15 protein-coding genes and 1 CRISPR repeat array are annotated in these 21,558 nt (G+C 45.3%); of the genes, 12 read left to right on the top strand and 3 right to left on the bottom strand.

Annotation, left to right across the window (positions count from 1 at the left end; all coding sequences use genetic code 11):
* Positions 1–21: 21 nt before the first annotated feature.
* From N39L_RS17775 to N39L_RS17730, 10 genes are all read left to right on the top strand, one after another.
* A complete protein-coding gene (locus N39L_RS17775; RefSeq protein ID WP_006619019.1) occupies positions 22–2,142 on the top strand; it encodes a serine/threonine-protein kinase in 2,121 nt (706 codons plus the stop codon).
* 529 nt (positions 2,143–2,671) lie between these two features.
* Complete coding sequence (locus N39L_RS17770) at positions 2,672–4,393, top strand: Cas10/Cmr2 second palm domain-containing protein (protein WP_006616730.1); 1,722 nt, start codon at positions 2,672–2,674, stop codon at positions 4,391–4,393.
* 15 nt (positions 4,394–4,408) lie between these two features.
* The gene (locus N39L_RS17765) at positions 4,409–6,838 is read left to right on the top strand and encodes an RAMP superfamily CRISPR-associated protein (protein ID WP_014275906.1); all 2,430 of its coding nucleotides are present in this window, start codon (positions 4,409–4,411) and stop codon (positions 6,836–6,838) included.
* Between the two features lie 3 nt (positions 6,839–6,841).
* Positions 6,842–8,392 (top strand): RAMP superfamily CRISPR-associated protein, encoded by a 1,551-nt coding sequence (locus N39L_RS17760; RefSeq protein WP_006616732.1) that lies wholly within the window; start codon positions 6,842–6,844, stop codon positions 8,390–8,392.
* 67 nt (positions 8,393–8,459) lie between these two features.
* The gene (locus tag N39L_RS17755; RefSeq protein ID WP_231851941.1) at positions 8,460–8,612 is read left to right on the top strand and encodes a hypothetical protein; all 153 of its coding nucleotides are present in this window, start codon (positions 8,460–8,462) and stop codon (positions 8,610–8,612) included.
* A gap of 75 nt (positions 8,613–8,687) precedes the next feature.
* Positions 8,688–8,840 (top strand): hypothetical protein, encoded by a 153-nt coding sequence (locus N39L_RS17750; RefSeq protein ID WP_231851941.1) that lies wholly within the window; start codon positions 8,688–8,690, stop codon positions 8,838–8,840.
* Between the two features lie 75 nt (positions 8,841–8,915).
* Positions 8,916–9,497, top strand: a complete 582-nt coding sequence (gene csx19, locus N39L_RS17745; RefSeq protein ID WP_014275904.1) for a type III-D CRISPR-associated protein Csx19 — start codon at positions 8,916–8,918, stop codon at positions 9,495–9,497.
* Positions 9,497–11,899, top strand: coding sequence for a TIGR03986 family type III CRISPR-associated RAMP protein (locus tag N39L_RS17740; RefSeq protein ID WP_043468357.1), 2,403 nt, complete (start codon positions 9,497–9,499; stop codon positions 11,897–11,899). The genes csx19 and N39L_RS17740 overlap by 1 nt, the downstream gene beginning before the upstream one ends.
* A gap of 61 nt (positions 11,900–11,960) precedes the next feature.
* Positions 11,961–13,085: a CRISPR-associated protein, APE2256 family gene (locus N39L_RS17735; RefSeq protein WP_006616887.1), complete on the top strand. Its 1,125-nt coding sequence runs from the start codon at positions 11,961–11,963 to the stop codon at positions 13,083–13,085.
* Positions 13,086–13,106: 21 nt separating this feature from the next.
* On the top strand, positions 13,107–14,207 hold the full coding sequence (locus tag N39L_RS17730; protein ID WP_014275902.1) for a putative CRISPR-associated protein: 1,101 nt from the start codon (positions 13,107–13,109) through the stop codon (positions 14,205–14,207).
* Between the two features lie 69 nt (positions 14,208–14,276).
* Here N39L_RS17730 and N39L_RS17725 read toward each other — a convergent pair whose 3' ends face one another.
* Entirely contained in the window at positions 14,277–14,405 is a 129-nt protein-coding gene (locus N39L_RS17725; RefSeq protein ID WP_286133188.1) for a hypothetical protein, read from the bottom strand.
* 158 nt (positions 14,406–14,563) lie between these two features.
* Here N39L_RS17725 and cas1 point away from each other — a divergent pair, with 158 nt between their 5' ends.
* Positions 14,564–15,538 (top strand): CRISPR-associated endonuclease Cas1, encoded by a 975-nt coding sequence (gene cas1, locus N39L_RS17720; RefSeq protein ID WP_006616889.1) that lies wholly within the window; start codon positions 14,564–14,566, stop codon positions 15,536–15,538.
* A gap of 52 nt (positions 15,539–15,590) precedes the next feature.
* Positions 15,591–15,875: a CRISPR-associated endonuclease Cas2 gene (gene cas2 / locus N39L_RS17715; protein WP_006616890.1), complete on the top strand. Its 285-nt coding sequence runs from the start codon at positions 15,591–15,593 to the stop codon at positions 15,873–15,875.
* Positions 15,876–16,206: 331 nt separating this feature from the next.
* A CRISPR array of direct repeats spans positions 16,207–18,607; the repeat unit is 37 nt; unit sequence GTCCAACCCTACCAATTCCCCGCAAGGGGACGGAAAC.
* A gap of 97 nt (positions 18,608–18,704) precedes the next feature.
* Here cas2 and N39L_RS17710 read toward each other — a convergent pair.
* Together N39L_RS17710 and recN are read right to left on the bottom strand one after the other, a co-directional pair.
* Positions 18,705–19,601: a hypothetical protein gene (locus N39L_RS17710; protein WP_014275901.1), complete on the bottom strand. Its 897-nt coding sequence runs from the start codon at positions 19,599–19,601 to the stop codon at positions 18,705–18,707.
* A 54-nt stretch (positions 19,602–19,655) separates the two neighbouring features.
* A complete protein-coding gene (recN, locus tag N39L_RS17705; protein ID WP_014275900.1) occupies positions 19,656–21,434 on the bottom strand; it encodes a DNA repair protein RecN in 1,779 nt (592 codons plus the stop codon).
* Between the last annotated feature and the right edge of the window lie 124 nt (positions 21,435–21,558).

Here is a 21,558-nt window from a genome sequence, read left to right as displayed (position 1 = left end):
TTTAATTTACAGTAACTAATTATGAGTAACATTTGTCCATCATGTGCCTATGACAACAGCCCAGGCGATCGCTTATGCATCGTTTGCGGGGCTACTTTAACTGCCACTAGCACCACTACTACTCCCACTCACTCAGGACTGTATTTACCCACAGGTACATGGCTAAAACAGGGCAAATACCAAATCAAAAAATTTATCAGTCAAGGCGGTTTTGGGATTACATACAAAGGGATTTACTGCGCTAATTCTACTACTGTAGCCATCAAAGAATTGTGGCCAGAAAATGGATGCAGACAAGGCAAATCTGTACTCTGGCCATTCTCAATTACCCCGGTTGATCGAAACAAACAACTTCATCAGTTCAAATTAGAAGCTATTTATTTAAGTCGTTGTAAATCTCCTCATATTGCTAAAGTTTATGATTGCTTTGAAGAAAATTCAACTATTTATATGGTGATGGAGTTTATAGAGGGTTCAACTCTATCCAATCTGTTATTGAATAATCACCAACCCCTAGATGAGCCTCTAGTGATTAAGTATGCCAAAACCGTCGCGGAAGCACTCATAATTATTCACCAGCACAATTTATTGCATAGAGATATTAAGCCCGAAAATATTATGATTGGCAGTGGCGATCGTGTCGTTTTAATTGATTTTGGAACTACCCGAGAATTTATCGCTGGAAAAACCGGAGATATGACCGTAATTTTAAGCCGAGGATACGCCCCATTTGAGCAGTATTCTTGCCAAGCCAGACGCTATCCCTCCACTGATATTTATGCCCTGTGTGCTTCTATCTACGAATTATTAACAGGAAAATTACCCGCCGACTCAGCCGATCGCGCCCAAGCTATTTCTCATAACTTACCCGATCCTCTAGTTCCGCCCCGACAACTCAACCCTAATATTAGCCCCTACATTCAAAAGGTAATATTAACAGGGTTAAAATTTCGGGTAAATGAACGCATACAAACCGCCCAAGATTTTATCGATGCCCTGGATGGTAAACTGATTTCTCCCCTTCATCAAACCGCCAAAACTTTGGTTAAAAAAGGCAAGTTAACCGATGCTGTCACCGCCTATCAAAATTGTTTAACTCAAGAACAAGACAACGCCGAAGCCCTCATAGAATTGGCGATTATATTATTATATCATCATAGCGATCGCGCTGATAGTATTGCCAGAAAAGCCCAGAAAATTAAACCCCAAGACGGTCGAATTTATGGCATTTTGGGGTTAGTTAGCTGTCGTAGCCAGCAGTGGAAACAAGCGATTCAACAATTACAGCATGGCATTAAACTTAGTCCAAAACAAGCCTGGATGCACACTAACCTAGGTTGGGCATTGGGAAAAGAGGGAAACTGGCAAAAAGCGGATCAGACAATTCAACAAGCATTAAACCTAGATCCTAATTCTAGTTTTGCTCTGGGGGTTAAGGCTTGGATATCTTTCCATCTTCGCCAGTGGAAAATCGTAGTTCAGGCGGGAACCCAGGGAATTTTTAAATCTCAGCAGCAGCCCTCCTCGGTGGCGATCGCCCTAAAATCCTGGCTTTATCCGCTCACAATTGCGGCTTTAGAACGAGTGACAAGCAACAAGTCTGGTGACATAACACGGCGACTGCAAGCCTTCACTCAACAAGTCCCCAATAATGCCTTGGCTTTAGGATTTAAAGCATGGTATGAGTACCGTAAAAGTGATCATGTATCTTGTCGTCAAAGTCTCAAGTTAGCAAGTCAGTGTCAGGAAATACCCGATTGGGTGATGAAAAATGGAGGTTTAATTTATGAACATCTGGGAGATTTCCAAAAAGCTGCTGATTGGTATAATAAAATATATCAAAAACAACCCAAAGATGCTTGGATTTGTTATCGTTTAGGGACGGTATTAGCTGTGATTGGTCAGTGGCAGCAAGCCAACACTTATTTGGCAGAATCGGTTAAATGCGATCGCAATTTGGCGGCAGCTTATCGAAATCTGGGCTGGGTTTTGTTGAATTTGCGAACCACAGACGGTCAAGTTAAATCGCCCCGGGAGGTCTTAGCAGCCTATCGTCAGGCTGTGACACTGTACGATCGCCAAGACCCCCAGCAAGCCCAAGATTTGCGATCCAAGTTTCAGGCTATAAATTTGCCATTATAAGGGATGGAAGGGGGCCCTTCCAGCGATGGTTATACTGAATAGGGTTGAGTATTTCTGAACATCTGGAATTGAAGGGGCTCCCAAGTGGGGGCGATCGCCGCTGTAAATGGCTTCTACACTGACATTAGAGGTAATTGATAAATTAAATTTTTCTAAATTTGCGTAAATTTATCGGTTGCTGCTGATAGGTAGATAGATGATCTCCCTAGACGATGGCCATCTCTAAGGGAGGATAACTGAAATGGGAGGATAACCTTTAGAAAAATTTACAGTCAAAAGCTACATTTTTGTTTAATAATAAGGGAATAGTTTATGGTGTTTAATCATTAAGTTTAAAATAATAAAAATGCCTCACCGCAAGGGTTGTAGGTTCTATCAACCCACATTTTGTAGCAGCCTTTTTTGGGGCTTTCGCGTGGGGAGAGGCGAGCAGGCTGCCATACTGGCTAACCTGACTACGAAGATCATAATTTTAGCTAGTTTTAAGTGACATCAATACAGCGATATAAAATGATTAGGATTGACAATAATGACTCAACTAGACTCTACCTATTATCTCGTTTTAATAGAAACCTCTGGTAATCAGAGTTTCATATTTTCGACTAACAAACTCAAAGAAAATATTGGCGCGTCTGAGGTGACATATCGAGCGGGAACTCAATGGATTCTCGAAGCCGTTGCCAAAGTAAATCAGATGCAACCGTTGTCTGTTTGGACAAATTCTCAACGCTTACGGGAGATGCTCTGCGATGAGAAGAAAAATCCACCCATTGAAAAAAATGAGTGCCAAGCCGAAATTATCATCGCCACTTCAGGAAAAGCTCTGATATTAACTAAAGACGCAGATAAAGCACGGGAAATTATCAGCAGCATCACGAAAAAAGCACTGATAGAAGCACCAGGTTTAGATATTGCCGGTGTGTTTGTCCCGGTTGATAATTGGCAAGCAAAAAACAGTCTCGCTGAAGCAATTCGCGCAGTTCACAAATGTTTTGAAAAAACGCGATCGCGCCGTCCGTCTCCAGAATCTCGCTTTCTTCGGCTTCCGATTATAGCCGACTGTGCAGTGAGTGGTTTGCCGGCTTCAAAACTTGATAAAAACCCCGAAAACCAGCTCATTCCTATTTCTAAGGTGAGTGATGTCAAACGGAAAGCCTCTACAAAAGCAATCGAGCGTTTGCAAAACCTGGATTCACGGCTCATGGGAGACATCAACAAACTAGAAAAGCTGTTCGAGCGGGAAGAAACATCTTGGTTGGCGATCGTTCATGCCGATGGTAATGGATTGGGACAAATTTTCTTGAATTTTGAAGATTATATCGGCAACGATAAAAGCAATCGCGCTTATATTCACAAGTATCGAAATTTTTCCCTCGAACTTGATGAATGTACCGAAGCAGCTTTTAAACAGGCAATCGAGGTGCTGCCCTCCAAAAACGGAAACTTGCCTCTCGTGCCATTAATTGTGGGTGGCGACGATTTGACGGTGGTGTGTGATGGCCATCACGCCCTCGAATTTACGCGAGTTTTTTTACAAGAATTTGAAAAGCAAACTCAAGCAAAATCACACATCGCTCAAGTGGCTCAAACTGCTTTTCAGGTGAATCGCCTTTCTGCCTGTGCGGGAATTTCGATTGTCAAGCGACATTTTCCCTTCTCGGTTGCTTATGAACTGGCCGATAGCCTTATTAAATCCGCAAAAGATGTGAAACACAAAGTCACCAAACCGAACTCGAATAGTCAAACGCCATTTCCATGTTCGGCGATTGATTTCCACATTCTTTATGACACCAGCGGTATCGAGTTCGACAGCATTCGCAAGAACCTTAAATCTGCTTCAAATACCCTGCTCTATAATCGCCCCTATATTGTTAGTGACATGGATGACCTTCAGTCAGCAGAGGGTTATGATTGGGCGAAACAGCATGAGTGGGAACGGTTGAAAAATCGTGTTGATTCACTCAATCGCAAAGATCCAGAAAACAGCGATCGCCCCCCTATTTCTAGCAGTCAAAGCCATGCTATCCGTACCGCTTTGTTTATTGGTAAAGATGAAGCAGACGCTCAATATGCGCTAATCCGACAGCGATATAACCTCGATGATTTTGCTGAGAGTGAGGACAATAAATCGCTTTTCTACGAGAGCCAAGATAAGCAGGGAAATCGCCCGATTTACATCACGTCGTTTCTCGATGCTCTCGATGCCAAAGACTTTTTGAAAAACGAGCAAACCAATCCCTCGGAACAGTAAAATGGAGAATTTTCAATGAGTAACGTAATCCCAACTTTACCCCAAAACTTGATTTTGACCATCACGATGAAAAGTGATTGGCACGTTGGCTCCGGCTCCGGCCGAGGTGAAATTGATAGCATCGTGCAACGGGATGCCGATGGTTTACCCTACATTCCCGCGAAAACATTGACGGGTATTTTGCGCGATGGCTGCGAACAAGTTGCCCAGGCGTTAGATGGCGATTTGTCTGGAAAGTGGAACGACTGGGTTAACTTTCTATTTGGCGATCAGCCTGCTTTGGCTAAAGGAGTAATAGAAGAGGAACCTCGTCCCGCATCTCTCTCGATTCGATCGGCACATCTCGATCGCACATTAAGAGATGCTTTGGGGGAAAAACCCAAACTGCAACAGGCGATCGCATTTATCAAACCTGGCGTTTCCATTGATGCCAAAACGGGTTCGGCAAAACCGGACTGTCTCCGCTTTGAAGAAGTGGTTCGCATGGATGCGGTGTTAACTGCAGGGTTTGAACTCAATTTTTCTGAAACGACATCCATCACAGACCCAGCAGAACTGCAAAGGGTTCAACAAGTTTGTTACGCTCTGCTGATAGCGGGGGCAAAAATGGTCAATCGCTTGGGAGGAAAACGCCGCCGAGGAGTCGGGAGCTGTGAAATTAAAGTTGATGAAAAAGAAAAAGATTGGCTGGAGTGGTTCCAGAAAAATCATGCCGGTATACAGGACTGTCCTGATGTTAAACCTGACAAGTTGCCGAGTTCTACAGCAACAACCAACTTGCAACAGACGGAGATTTGGTATAAAGTTCCCCTCAAAATCAAAACGCGATCGCCCCTAGTTTTACCCGCTCGAACTGTTGGAAACGTGGTCAAATGTCTCGATTATATTCCCGGTCGGTATCTGTTGCGATACCTGCACAAAAAACTCGGGGACACACTCGATGTCAGTCAGGCGATCGCTCAAAACCATCTCGTTATTACCAATGCCACCATTGAAATTGGTGATGTGGCGAGCCGTCCAACACCATTTTGTTTGTTTGGAGAAAAGCTCGATGGTGGGCTGGGTCAAGGTAAAAATGTTTACAACCGTTTTCAAGAATCCGAACCCAATGACACTCAATTAAAAGGCGAACGGGGGGGTTATCTCGGTCAATTGAATAATTCCGAATTACCGAAATACCAAAAAATTGATTTCGAGTTGTACACCCACAACACCATCAAGGATGAAGTTCAACGTCCGACTCGCGAGGTGGGTGGCATTTACAGTTACGAAGCGATTCCCGCCGGACTCACATTTCGAGCCGAGTTGAGGATTCCCGATAGTGTCCAAAAACATCTCGCTGGAAAAGATAAGAACTGGTTCCAGAAATTAGCCGGAAACACTCGGATTGGACAATCTAAAAAAGACCAATATGGCGCGATAAATATTGAGGTTGAGTCTCCAGAACAAATCACAAAACAGGCAGGAAGTGATTCAAGCCTTTATGTATGGTTTGTTTCTGATATTTTGATGCGTGGAAAACGACTAAATCCAACCGTCGATCCTGATGATTTCAAAAATGCCTTGGCTGGTGAGTTGGGATTAAAACCAGAAGACCTAAAAGAACGTGAAATTGATGGTTTATTATCAATGATGCTGCGTCAGCGTCGGACGGAATCTTGGCAGGTTCGCTGGGGTTTACCTCGTCCCTCGATGGTGGGTTGGCAAGCTGGAAGTTGTATCGTTTATGATGTGAAAGAAGGCGCGATCGCTCCCCAAAAACTCGCCGAATTAGAAGCAAAAGGAATAGGCGATCGCCGAGCGGAAGGGTACGGACAAATTCTGTTTAATGACCCGCTTTTGAATAGAAAACTGTCGGATTTGAAGCGCAAGAATAAAGCATCCCAAGATACCAAAAATAATTCAGTCATTTTGTCTAAGTCCTCCAATTCTGGTAACAACAAGAAAGTTTCTAATGCAGTTTTTGATTATGCTCGGATGATTGAAACAGCGGCATGGCGAGAAGCGATTCAAAACAAAGCTGTCGCCATTGCTGCGGAGGCTAATAAACGGCAAGAAATCCTCGGAATTAGCATTTCTGACGAAGACAGTCAGCCCCCAATGAGTCAATTAGGAGGATTGCGATCGGTGATGGGGAAATTGACGGATCAAAACAAGTCAAATTCCGTTAATCAGTGGATTCAGGCAATTCAAAAAGTCGAAAACCGAAAAGAAAAATGGCCAGGAAAGAGCCTTGATGATATCAAAAATCTTGTTACAGATTTCAATAAAATCTGGCAAATATTGGATGTTGATGAATTATCGAAAGGCTTAACGATCACCGAAAATGGGAAAACTAAACTGCAAGCAGACTTATGGGCTGAAGCGGTTAGGACTTTGGTGGATGCCATGATTCGCAGCCACAAACGTGACCTAGAAAAAGTACAATCTAAGGGGATGGAATAAACCATGGCACGAAAAATTAAAATACGCTGGAAAATTAGTGGCACATTAATAGCAAAAACCCCCATCCATGTGGGTGGTGTAGGGGGTGATGCGGATACTGATTTAGCCTTAGCGGTTAACGGTCGCGGCAACTATTACATTCCGGGGACGAGTTTAGCGGGAGCCTTTCGGGGATGGATGGATAGCTTACTCGGCGACGAGAATAAAGGACAAATCAAAGACATTTGGGGCGACCACGAAAGCGACAAACACGGCGCGAGTTTCATTATCATTGACGATGCTGAAATTACGGGAAACAAGACTGTCGAAATCCGCGAAGGGGTGGGAATCGATCGCCAAACGGGAACGGCAGCCGATCGCTTTAAATACAGCCGCGCTATTTTGCCGAAAGGGGTCAAAGTTCCGCTCAATATTACATTCGATGCTCAGAGTGATGAAGCTCCCGCCGAACTCTGGCAACTACTGCAAGCACTGGAGCTGGGCGACATCCGCATTGGTGCGGCGAAAACACGGGGACTCGGACGAGTTCAACTGCACAACCTGAAGATTGAAAAACAATCTCTCAACAATGCAGAGGGTCTGTTTGTTGCCTTGATTGAGGGGGGAGAAGTCCAAAATTGGCAAGAAATAAAAGCTCAATATGAATATCAATCTCCGTCTAAGTTAAACGTTGAAATTGCCTGGAAACCTCGCGATCCGGTGATGGTGAAAGCGGAAGGTGATGGGATTGCGATCGATATGCTTCCCCTGGTGAGTCAGGTGGATTCCGGCGTGCGATTCGTGATTCCTGGCAGTTCTATTAAGGGGGTACTTCGCGCCCACGCCGAACGCATTGTGCGGACCGTTTGTCAAGTCGATATTTCTAAAAAAGACCTGAAGTTTGACAAACAGTTACAAGTTCCTTTGGTCGATGTTTTGTTTGGTTCGGCTGAAAAAAATTCGGCGACATCTAACAATGGAAAGGCGACATCTAACGGACAGATCGGGATACTTTCGATTGATGATTGTTATGCCACGATGCCGATGTCGGTAACAGCTTGGTCAAATGTAGAAAATGCGACGGATATGACGAAGGATTTAAAAGAACCACTTAAACAGGCGATCGGAGGTAAAGACAATCCCTATAAAAAGCTCCAACCTGCTATGCACGTTGCGGTCGATCGCTGGACGGGAGGCGCAGCGGACGGGATGCTTTACAGTGTTTTGGAACCGATTGGCGTGGAGTGGGAGGCGATCGGTTTGCAGGTGGATTTGGCGCGATTAAATAAGTATCACAAAGATTTGGTTAAACCGGCGATCGCACTGTTGCTTTTTGTGTTGCGCGATTTTGCCGATCGCAAGATTCCCATTGGTTACGGCACAAATCGCGGTATGGGAACTGTAGCAGTGACGGACATGAAATTAAACGCGAGTGGCGACATTAATAATTTACCAGGTTTAAAGGGAGAAATTTCAATGAAATCTGATTCGTCAAATTTTGATATATCCAATCTTGATGATGAATTACTGCTAGAGTTAACCGTAGCTTGGCAAGAATGGATAAAAACCAACTAACTTTTGTAGGTTGGGTTGAGGTAACGAAACCCAACATCTGACTTTCATATATATAAAAGGAGAGAGAATGACCCAAACAGAAACAACGATATTACACAGTTACAGCAGCAGTCAACCGATGAGGCTGGATCAAGCTGTTGAATCTTGCCAAAACTGTCTCGAAGGTGCGATCGCACTAACTTTTGTAGGTTGGGTTGAGGTAACGAAACCCAACATCTGACTTTGATGGGTGGAATTGAGGTAACGAAACCCAACATCTGTTTTTGAGTTTTTAATATATATAAAAGGAGAGAGAATGACCCAAACAGAAACAACGATATTACACAGTTACAGCAGCAGTCAACCGATGAGGCTGGATCAAGCTGTTGAATCTTGCCAAAACTGTCTCGAAGGTGCGATCGCACTAACTTTTGTAGGTTGGGTTGAGGTAACGAAACCCAACATCTGACTTTGATGGGTGGAATTGAGATAACGAAACCCAACATCTGTTTTTGAGTTTTTAATATATATAAAAGGAGAGAGAATGACCCAAACAGAAACAACGACATTACATAGTTACAGCAGCAGTCAACCGATGAGGCTGGATCAAGCTGTTGAATCTTGCCAAAACTGTCTCGAAGGTGCGATCGCACTGTTGTACTCACCGAGTAGCTGTCAGATTGCCAAATTGAGCGAGACTCAGTTGAGAAAGTCTGACGGGAGTGCGATCGATTCCCAATTATTAGAGGATGTATTTGAGGCGCGAGTGTTTAACCAAAACTGCGAGTTGCGCTGGTTAAACCGTTTGGATGGTGAAGGGGAAGCGGTGCTTTTGTCGGAATCGGAACAGTCTATTCAAGGATTTTATTCCCATGAACCAATCGAATGCGAACGGCTCCAGCAGCAATATTTACTGTGGGGAGAAGCAACTAATACTGTCACAACTCAAGGCTGGCAACGGTTGGCAGAAGCCCGGATTGGTAAATTGGATATTCCTTTAGATGGGAAGCTGAAGGAAAAGCAACGAGTTTACCTTTGGACTCTGGAGTATTTGGCTAAGATTGACGACAATTTTGGCAATTTTTCAGTTATCGAAGAACGTTTAGTTAAATTGGAGGCAAAATGATGAGTCTTGGCAACGTCAAAGTCAAAGTTAAAATCAATAAAAAAGGAAATTCAAATAGAAGTTTTGAGTTTTCTTATACAAACTCAAAAGGACAATTTGTGCAGAAACCTTTTACCAGCATTCCTGAAGAACAAATTTCCATAGCACTCCTTCAAAAAGTCAAAACAACGATGCAGACATTGACTGTCAAAGTCTTGTTTGAAGAAGAGGGCGATCGCATCTTAAAAATGCGTGAGGAAGGTCAACCTTGGGATCGGGATACTCTCCCAGAAGCATCGTCTGAAGCCTCAGAAGCTCCCAAGAATGTGAATCCGAAGAACTTCCACAATCCCTACAATTTTGTTCCGGCACCACCTCGCAAAACTGACGATCCAGAATTAGGCGATCGCAAACCAGTCGGACACGGATGCTATCATTCCGATCGCTGGACGGGACGGATTTCAGTCAAACTCAAAACGATCACACCACTATTGATTCCTGATGCTTCGGAAATGACTGAAAACAAGGATCATAAAACCTATCCGGTGCGATTAGGTGCAGATGGTAAACCTTACTTGCCACCCACTTCGATTAAAGGAATGCTGCGATCGGCTTATGAGGCTGTCACAAATTCTCGGCTTTCAGTCTTTTTTAAACATGATAAGCGGTTGGCTTATCGGATGTCCGCGACAGAAGGAACGACTGCAAAACCTGCTCGTGTCGAGAAACGTGGACATGATTTATACTTGCGAATTTTAGAAGAATCTAGCTGTGTCGGTGGTGCAGCGAAATTACCACGTTATGATAAATATGGAAAATCTCCTGATAAAGGAGAAAAGCATCAAGCCTTGAAGTATAATTCAACGAAAGGCTTACCTCAACATGGCGTTCGCGTTCGCGTTCAACTCAGCAAAGGTAAAGTTACCCAAATTCAACGGTGGGATGACAATATTCCGGGTGGTGATTGGAAACTTGGCTGGGTTTGCGTGACGGGTGCGAATATTGGCGGAAAGCAGAATGAGCGAGTCTTTATTCAAAATGGCTCTGATGTGTCGGTAAAAGTCAACGACAACATTGTTGAACTTTGGGAAGATCTCATTGCTGACTACCAGAAAACTCACGAAAAAGACCTGGCAGAGCGTGACAAAAAAGGAATATCTCCCAGTGCTTATTTAGGAAATAAACCGGGAGAAACGGCTTGGTCGCGTCATGTTTACGAGAAGAGCGAAGCGAAGTTACAAGAGGGGACTCTCTGTTATGTCGAACTTCAAAAAGGTTACGATCTTGATAATTTACACCATACCGATATTGTTGCGCTTCAACCGGTGACAATTTCTCGACGGCTTTACGATGTTAAGCCGGAAGACCTGTTGCCTAAAAGTTTGCACCCCGCAGAAAACAAACAAGAACTTTCACCCGCCGATCGCGTGTTTGGCTGGGTCAAACAAAATGGCAAAGGCTCGTATAAAGGTCATCTTCGAGTTCATAGCGTTCAGTGTCAAACCTCGAAAGAGAAAGCGATCGCTCATTTTGGCAAGTCAGGAGTTCCGTTAGCTATTCTCGGACAGCCCAAACCGGCACAAACGCGATTCTACTGTGCGGAGGATAAAAACGGTAAGGCGATCGAGAAAGGAGAATACAAAGAGCATGGTTACGAAAGTCGCGATCGCGGTTTGCGGGGTCGTAAGGTTTATCCCCATCACAATCATTTACCAGAAGGCTACTGGGACAATCCTGCTAAACATCGAACAGATGATATCAACGGCTACTATCAAGAATACCGTCGTCACAGTGGAGAGAATGAACGAGATTCCCAGAACCGCTCGATCACAGGTTGGGTTAATCCCGGAACTGAGTTTACGTTTGATATCGATGTTAGCAATTTATCGAATGTGGAACTGGGTGGCTTATTGTGGCTCCTCAGCTTACCCAACAACTCTCATCATCGACTGGGAGGCGGTAAGCCATTAGGGTTTGGAAGTGTACGGCTCGATATCGATCTAGAAAATAGCGATTGGCGAACAGGTCAGGATTGGCGAGAGTTTTATCGATCGCTCACTCCTATCACTCCGACATCTCTAGATCCATCTGTTTGTATTCGTGACTATCAAAATGCAGTACAGCAAATATACGGTAGCGGTAAATCTTTTGAAAAGGTATCTTTCATTGCTGCCTTTTTGCGAAGTTCTACAGGTTTTAATGATGGTTCTCCCATTCACTATCCCCGTACCAATGCCAAAATAGATCCCGAAGGCAAAAACTATGAATGGTTCACAGACAATGAAGGTGGAGATCTTTGGAGTTTGCCGAGTTTAGAGAGTGGCAAGAGCTTACCTCTGAAATCTCGCACAAATCAAAAAGCGGCACAAGGTCGGGGAAATGCCCCCACATCTGCTGCAACTGAACGAGCAAAACCTTCATAACCTAAATCCTCCCAACAAAAAAGTAATCAACAGAAAAGAAAACGTTAATTAGGAGAAAAAAATGCGTCGTTTTGTTTTGTCAACCGTTGGAACCAGTCTGTTAACTAATCAAATTGATCGGAGTAATGAGGCAGAAAAAAATTGGTATGCCTTATTACGGGATTCTGCCAATGTACAACGAGATAATTTGAATCCTGAAATTCTACAAATTATTGAGACACTTAGCGATCGCGCGACGGCAATTTTGCAAAGCAGTACAGTTCCAGGTATCCGAAGAGCCAGTGCAGAACTCAATGGAATTTATGGGATCTATGATGGCAATTTGTCGGATGCACGAATGGATTCACATTGGCTGATTTCTACGGATACTGCCCAGGGAATACAAACGTCTGAAGTCGTCAAAAGTTTTTTAGAGAGCCAAGGAATTTTGGCCCAAATTTATACCCCCGATAAACTTTCGACTGCCGACACAGAAGAATTTGGCAATGGCATTGACAGTATCCTTGAATGGCTCGAAAATACGATTCCCGGTCATAAGGAAGCTCAAGATCGGATTTGTTTTAATTTGGTGGGAGGATTTAAGAGCTTACAAGCATACTTGAACACCATTGGAATGTTTTACGCTGATGAAATTGTTTATATTTTTGAAAGTCCCCAATCAGAGCTGATCAAAATTCCTCGCCTTCCACTTCAGTTTGATACGTCAGGAATTGACCCAATGCAGTTTGCGTTAATGTCAGCCGGGGCTTGGATAAAATTGTCTGAAATTAACGATTCTCGGGAAGCATTACTTTATCAGGTTGAAGATGAAGTCACATTGTCTAATTGGGGGCGTTTGATTTGGAATCAGTCTAAATCAGAATTGCTTTCACAGGATTTACTGTCATTCCCAAGATTGATTTACCAAGATTCTTTCCGCAGCGATTATCAAACTATTCGCAATTCTAAAGAGAAAGTCAAGCTGCAAGAAACCTTGGCTAAGGTTTCTTATTTATTGAGCAAGCATCAAGGTAACACTGGTCCGTTGAAACAAGATGGAGGAGTTTTATATGAAGTTTACACAAACAAGGGAGGAATTGCTCACTTTCGGGTAACACAAGGTATTCGCATAAGCTGTACATCGTCAGATGGTCAGTTAACTTTGCGTCGCTATGGAACAGAGCCAGATGTCAATAATAATCCATAATTGAAAATTTTGGAGAATATCATGAGAAATACACTCATTTGCACCGTGGGAACTAGCCTGCTGAATAACCTTAAATACTGTGATGATGCGGCTATTCAAGAGGCTTTAAAAGCCCAAAACTGGAAACAGTTATCGCTTCTGCTGCTGGAACGTAAGAATACCGATCGCCTTTGTGGGGCGGAAATTAACTCGATCGCCAGTATTTGTGATAAAGGATTTTTGGCAGATCGCAACCGTCTGATATTTTTGGTATCAGATACTGATGATGGCAGAGCCATGGGAAATCTGCTTAAACTGTATTTTGATTATACCAGAAATCCCCTCAATTTTCAACAGGTAGAATATCGAGTTTTGACGGGACTGCGTGATGATAGCGTCCAGGATTTTCGACAAAAAGGCTTGAAAAATTTGGTTAAGGAAATTAGCACCGAGGTTCGCACGTTTTCCCCGGAAGCGATCGCCATTAATGCGACTGGTGGATATAAAGCCCAAATTTCCTTCGCGGGAATGATTGGACAAGCCCTAGGAATTCCGGTCTATTACCTATTCGAGAAATTTTCCGAAGTCATCGAATTACCCCCCCAACCGATCGCCCTCGATTTAGCTTTTTGGCTAAATAACTATTTGCTGTTTGAATGTCTGGAAACTGAACAAACCGCCGGAGTCTCCCAACTGGAATTTCCTATCGACGACCCCTATTTATCATCTTTGGTAGACCGGGAGGATGATTTGATTAGTTTGTCCGCCATGGGGGTACTCTTTAATGAGCGATCGCGCCTACAATTCGCCAAACAGCAAACCACAATTTTAGAGATAATTCCCCAAGATGACACTAAACCCGACGCAAAAAATATCAGTTTGCGAGATGACCATGGCAAAGATGTATTGATGGCTTTTTCTCAAAAAGTTAGCCGATCGCCCTATGTAAAAAGTATTGTCAACTCTCTGCCTTTTAACCCTAAGCAAAAAACACCAATTCGCCGCACCTATCCCAAGGGAATTGTGGAATTTGTGCTAACTTGGACAGATGCGGGTTATGGTATTTGCATCCAGACCACCGGACGAAATCTCGCCGAAACCAATACCATTGCTATTCATCTCAAACAGGAATTTAGCCAGTAAATTTACCTTGTAAATCCCATCGATTTAACCTGGGGTGACTCAGCCGCCACCCCAGGGATTTTTATTTGATCATTTCTGGGAGAGAGGGGGGGTGGCGTTGGCGGTTGCAATTTGGGTATACAATTCTGGATCATCGGACATGAGCATTTCCCAACCATTGCGCCGCAACAGAGATAAAATGACGCGATCGCTAACCATTCCTCCGGCTAGAGAAATCCCGACAATTAAGACTGTATAGGTGATGACAGTAAATCATCCCAAAGGTGCGATAATTACAGCAGGGAAATAGCCGGCAAGATTACCCTGACCCTAAATCGGAATCCCAGGGGGGAGGGGGGACTGGGAAACCATATTGCATGATTACCAAAAGAACTGTAATAATTCAGCAATCCAAAGGTTCCACAACTTGCCGCCTAGCCGAAGTTGATTTAGTGGTCATACTTCCAGGGGTTCAGTTAACCGATAGCACGATCGCCCAACTTCTTGATCGTGGCATCGAAACCATTTTTCTACGCCAAGACGGACGGTTTCGCGGCCGTCTCCAGGGACACTTTCACACCAACCCGACGGTAAGACTCGCCCAATATCGCGCCCTCGATACGACCTTCAGCATGGCGATCGCCCAAAAGCTAATTTTGGGGAAAGTCCGTAACCAGCGATACCTTCTTCAGCGACGCAACCGCGAAACTCAGGGTAAAATCACCCAATTAACTGAAGCGATCGACACGATCGCCTCCTACCTTCCCCGGCTCAAACAGACAGAAACTCCCCTTGATCGCAATGAATTAATGGGAGTTGAGGGGGTCTGCGCCCGTATTTATTTCCAAGGGCTAACCCACTGGTTCCCCCCAGAGTGGAAGTTCACCGGACGTAACCGCCGCCCACCTAAAGATCCCGTTAATGCGCTATTGAGTTGGGGTTATGGGGTTTTGTTGGCGCGGGTATTTGCGGCTACTGTTCAGGCGGGGTTTGACCCTTATTTGGGGTTTTTCCATGCAAACGCCCCATTTCGCCCCAATTTGGTACTAGATTTGATGGAGGAATTTCGCCCGGTAGTGGTTGATCGGGTGGCGATCGCTTTAATTAACAGCGGGTTGATTGATCCTAATGATTTTGAACCCGCACCAGGGGAGGAGGAGGGGATATGGTTGGGACAAACGGCGAAAAAGCTGTACTTGGGACAGTTGGAACGCCAACTCCAGGATTCTATCCTATATCCCCCACAACATCGGAAACTTAAACTAAGTCAGATCCTTTTGGAGCAGGGGCGATCGCTCGGTCGTTGTTTGGTAGAAACTCGCTTGGACTATGAGGCTTTTATTTTTCGGTGAAATCATCGGTGCATCAGATCCCCTACTCTCAAGTCTTTAGAAGGATATCATTATGGCGAATTTTTGGTTGGTTTGCTACGACGTAAGAGACGACAAGCGCCGCAACAAGTTGGCGAAGTTGTTGGAGGCGCGGTGTCAGCGGGTTCAGTATTCGGTGTTTGAGTGTCCCCTGGAGGAAAAAATTCTGGAGGACTTATTGAATAAGCGGTGGCTGAAGGTTTTGAATTTAGAAAAGGATAGTCTGCGGGCTTATCCCCTCAATCCCTCGACTAAAGCTCAGGTTAAGGTCTACGGGGGACCGCTTCCTTACGAACCACCAGACTTTCTCATTTTGTAAGGGTGGCGATCGTCCCAATTTTGATGGCTTTGGGGCTGAAATGCCCTTGAGTCAATGATTTTCAGCAATGTAAAGTTATATTGCAGTTTTTAATAATATGGCGCGACGAGGATACAACAGAAACCTGATATAAACTTGAGCTAAAAAAAGAGAAATTTGTTTTTTGGGGGGTTGACAGTCTCGCACAACTCCTGATAATATAAAAACATCGCAAAACAAACGAATTTACTCGCGCCAAACAAGCCTGTAAAGTTTTGTTAAGCACCTTCTACGTGTTCTCGCGCAAACGCACCTTGAAAACCGCATACTGTAAGGTTTCCAAAGGTATAGGGTCCAACCCTACCAATTCCCCGCAAGGGGACGGAAACAATCCTGTCAAATAAATAAATAAATAAATAAATAAATAAATAAATAAGTCCAACCCTACCAATTCCCCGCAAGGGGACGGAAACTGCACGTTTTTTTTCCCGCGTGCCGTGTTCGGCTTCAGGGTCCAACCCTACCAATTCCCCGCAAGGGGACGGAAACTTCCCCTTAGTGCTGACTCGATAGCCATTTCTATATTTTGGTCCAACCCTACCAATTCCCCGCAAGGGGACGGAAACGTCTGGAACAACCGATAATCGTGTGTGGTGCAAAAAGTCCAACCCTACCAATTCCCCGCAAGGGGACGGAAACGTGTGACTTTTTTGCCTGTTGCTAAAATGAAATTTTCTGTTGTCCAACCCTACCAATTCCCCGCAAGGGGACGGAAACCACGAATCACCATTTCAATTTCGGGTATTTCCTTGATCGCGTTGTCCAACCCTACCAATTCCCCGCAAGGGGACGGAAACTCATCACTACCCAGAAGTCTTTGTACTTCATCCATGTCACCAGCGTCCAACCCTACCAATTCCCCGCAAGGGGACGGAAACAAGTATATACATTCTGCCTGGTTGAACTGCTCCATTATCTGGAGTCCAACCCTACCAATTCCCCGCAAGGGGACGGAAACAATTCATCTCCGTCTCCGTCGGAGTCTCCTTCGTGGATCGTCCAACCCTACCAATTCCCCGCAAGGGGACGGAAACTCGGATAGGAATGCAACTGATGCTTTTCCTCTTTCGATTGCCCCCGTCCAACCCTACCAATTCCCCGCAAGGGGACGGAAACTTTTATTTTATTTTTAGCTCCTTAGTTCCCTAGCAGTTTTTCTTGTCCAACCCTACCAATTCCCCGCAAGGGGACGGAAACAATAAATATAACATAGAGAATAGTAAAAATTATGAAGAAGAAGTCCAACCCTACCAATTCCCCGCAAGGGGACGGAAACCCGGAAGTCATCGAAGACTTACGCAAGGGGGCGGCTGGCCCCCTAGTCCAACCCTACCAATTCCCCGCAAGGGGACGGAAACACGAGAATTGCTTCTCCTGCCACTTGTAGAAGGGGGCCTGTCCAACCCTACCAATTCCCCGCAAGGGGACGGAAACCCTCCTTTGAAAATCCGACTACCCTTCCTCTTAAAATTGGAAGGGTCCAACCCTACCAATTCCCCGCAAGGGGACGGAAACATTAAATCTTTTACTGTTACTGTCCTTTATGCGGCACACAAACTTAGGGTCCAACCCTACCAATTCCCCGCAAGGGGACGGAAACTCGACATCGGTATCTAAATGCCCATCAAACACTCTGCCTATCAAGTCCAACCCTACCAATTCCCCGCAAGGGGACGGAAACTTCCCGAAAATGATGCTGAAACGCTTCTGGCGTTTGCCAGGGTCCAACCCTACCAATTCCCCGCAAGGGGACGGAAACGCGCGTAACGTCTTAGCACCGAAGAGCCCATCGATTTTACCCGGCGGTCCAACCCTACCAATTCCCCGCAAGGGGACGGAAACTCTATCTTCCGTTTGTCTTCTACATACTCCCACCCCACCCAGTCCAACCCTACCAATTCCCCGCAAGGGGACGGAAACTAAAAAGCGTGTTGTGGCTGCATCACAGGGAACCAGTCCAACCCTACCAATTCCCCGCAAGGGGACGGAAACTCCAAAATAGAGAGGCCGCTCTCTCTTGGTTGGAAAATATGTCCAACCCTACCAATTCCCCGCAAGGGGACGGAAACGTTTCGCTTTTTTTGGGGCTTGCGTTTTTGCTTTGGTTTGGTGTCCAACCCTACCAATTCCCCGCAAGGGGACGGAAACCACATACCCCGAGGGGCGTAGATTTGCCACGACAGACCTAGTCCAACCCTACCAATTCCCCGCAAGGGGACGGAAACTACTGTTAATTCTAATTTTTCTTTTAAAAAGCTTACTATACTGTGTCCAACCCTACCAATTCCCCGCAAGGGGACGGAAACTTTTATATAGATTAAAGGAGGTTTATGCCATTTTCAGTCCAACCCTACCAATTCCCCGCAAGGGGACGGAAACTTTGAAGCCCATTTTATTTTCCTCAAATTACAACAATAAAAGTCCAACCCTACCAATTCCCCGCAAGGGGACGGAAACATTTTCTAAATCCTGAACCCAGTATGTTCCGCCTCCTACGGGGTCCAACCCTACCAATTCCCCGCAAGGGGACGGAAACATAATATTATTTGATGACCAGGGTACGTCTCAGGTCGTTAGGGGAGTCCAACCCTACCAATTAAGCACAAGGGGACGGAAACGGCTAGGGAATGCCGATCGCATTTTGTGATTTTCCAAAGTCATACCCTACCAATTCCCCAAAAGGGGAGGGAAAGGCGAGAAAACCGAGTCTTAAAAAGCCCCCAGGGTGAAGTCTTGTTAATGAGGGGGTAGGGTAGGGAAACAGTGTCAGTAGAAGATATTTCCCATCAATTAACCTTCCACTTCTCCATGGGTTTGGTGGGGGGAATTTCCTAACTTCACCTGCTTACCAATGAGATTTAAAAAAGTCGAGCCAAAATGCTGAATTTCCAAAAAGTTCGCATAAGCCGGGGCAGGTTTATAAATCCTAAAACTCTTCATAATTCCCAGAGTTGCCGCGCTTTCCAGGGGACCCACAAAACTGCTATCTCGGTCTAAAAAATAAGGTTGTTTGACCCAATGTTCCATCTGGTTATTGTTGAGAAAATAACAGCCAGCGTGGGGGTTTAAACTGCGATTAAATTGAATGGGTTGCTCCATCACCTTACCCACCAATTGGGGGCGATCGCGTATATTTTGAAACTTCGCCGTCACATGGGGTAATAAATCCCCATCAACATAGGCTTTATTAATAAGTCCGTAGGGGGATACTTCATAACGGTTAGGCTGCAAAAGACAATCATCCCCCGCATAAGCATTAAACCAAGCCAACTTGACAAAAAACCACGGGTCATGGAGAATTAAATCATCCTCCAGATAACAATAATAATCATACTTTCCCAGACCCGATCGCAGTAAGTCCTGACACTCAAACCCCAATTTCATCGGTTCCGCTTCCGTCGGACAATGGCGGTAAAACTCAGGGGGAAGTTGCAATTGATTAAGCAGGTGACAATCCTGGGTAGTACAAAGGAGAATATCAACCCTATTATCCTGAGCATGATTAACCCCAAAAGCCTCACATTTACCAATATCAATAATACATTGACGTTGGTCATACAGTGCCCGCAATGCCGTTAAACCCATCGTTAATCCAATTAACCTTGGTCGCGGGTCCTTGCTGAGAGACCCGTGGGTAGCATCTCCCTGGGAGTTAAAAAAGTGGGGAATAGTAACTAAAATTCGCATGGGCGGCTTGACAATCTTGACGATAACATAAACTGCTAGAACCTAGGGACTCTCTCAAAGGGCTTGAGTCGGTGTCAAAGGTGGTGTCCTGGGTTGACGGAGGGTAGCCGCTTGGGTCAGTAATGACTCCGCAAAAGCGATCGCCTCTTGAACCGATCGCCCACTGGCCAACTGAGCCAATTCTTCCCGCCGCCCCGGAGTATCCAGAGCCCTTACCCGCACCACCGTCCGCTGTTTAACAGCCTCCTCCTCCGTAGACCCCCCCAGACTTAGGTTAGGATTAGGAATCACCACCTTCGCCACCCGAAAATGATGATCCGCCATAGCCGCCACCAGAGGTTGATGAGTCACACACAGAACCTGATGATAATCACTAAGCTGGTATAATTTTTGAGCGATCGCCGTAGCCACCCGTCCCGACACCCCCACATCAATTTCATCAAAAACCAAAGTTCCCGACCCCTCAATTTGGGAAAAGCAGGCTTTTAGCGCCAACAGAAACCGACTCATTTCCCCCCCAGAAGCCGTCTCACTCAAAGGTTGAATCGGTTCACCCGGATTAGGACTCAAACAGAATTGTATCTGGTCAGCCCCCATTGGTGATGGTGAAGTCGGCGTAATTTCCACCTGAAACCGCACACTATCCATAGCCAAAGGCTTCAACTCCTGAATCAGATGAATTTCCAGACCACGGGCGATTTTTTCACGTTCCCCCCTGAGAAGGTCGCAGGCTTGTTTAAGTTCCCCCTGCGCCTCAGAATAGGCCTTCTCCAGAGTTTCCAGGGAATTTTCCCCATCCTCCAGTTGCACCAACTCCTCCTCAATCGCACTATAATAATCCATCACCTCCGCCAAAGTCTGACCATATTTTCGACAAATCTGTTTAAGGTCAGCAATGCGGTCTTCCACCTCCTGGAGTCTTTCCGGGTCCGACTCCAACTGTTCACCATAGCGCCCTATTTGCTGTCCCGCTTCCGTCACTTGGGCTAAAGCATCTTCCACCATAGCCAAAATAGGTTGCAGTTGCGAGTCATATTCCACCAAGCCCCGCAACACAGTTTCCGCCCGACTCAATAGATCCGCCGCCGCCACCTCTCCCTTATCATTCTGATAGAGGGCTTGATAAATCCCATAACTCTGGTGCTGTAACTCCACCACATGACTGAGGCGCTGTTGTTCCTGTTGTAGCTCATCCAACTCCCCCGCATCCGTCAGATTAGCATTTTGCAGTTCCTTAATTTGATATTGCAATAAATCTATACGCTGTAGCCGTTGCTGCGAGTCTTGGCGGCGCTTCTGGAGGGCGTTTTGCACCTCCCTAGCGCGCGTATAAGCCTGGCTAACCCTTTCGCGCAAGCCAATTGTATTGCTTCCCCCATACAAGTCTAACCATTCCCGTTGTAGTGCAGGTTTACCCAACTGTACCGTCTGACCTTGGGCGGTAATTTCCACAAAGCGATCGCGCAGACCATCTATGATAGTACGACTGACCAAAATCCCATTTAATCGGGATTTACTGCGAAACTTATCCTGATTTACCACCAATTCCCGACAACAGACCACCAGGGAACCATCTACCAGGTCAATTTCCTGTTCTCGAAACCAGTCTATCAGATCCGGGTTAACCTCAAAGCAAGCCTCCAAAATCGCGCGATCGCAACCTGTACGAATACTACGGCGATCGACCTTTCCCCCCAAAACCGCATCAACTGCATCCAAAATAATCGACTTACCCGCCCCAGTTTCCCCCGTAAACACATTTAACCCAGGTCCCAATTCCAGGTCCAGGTGGTCAATTAAGGCAAAATTTTCGATCCGCAGTGATATCAACATATAGTCGATAGTAGCAAATTGTCCATAATCAACCCTTCCCAGTTCCTTCAACCCGATTGGTTCCCGACTCAGTTTAAAATCATATACCACCAGAGGTTGAATTTCTGTCGCAGATGCACTAAAT

Source organism: Limnospira platensis NIES-39 (genome assembly GCF_026000695.1).
GTDB classification, from domain to species: domain Bacteria; phylum Cyanobacteriota; class Cyanobacteriia; order Cyanobacteriales; family Microcoleaceae; genus Limnospira; species Limnospira platensis.
Note: the sequence above shows the minus strand (reverse complement) of the source record. Positions and strands in the feature narration are given on the sequence as shown.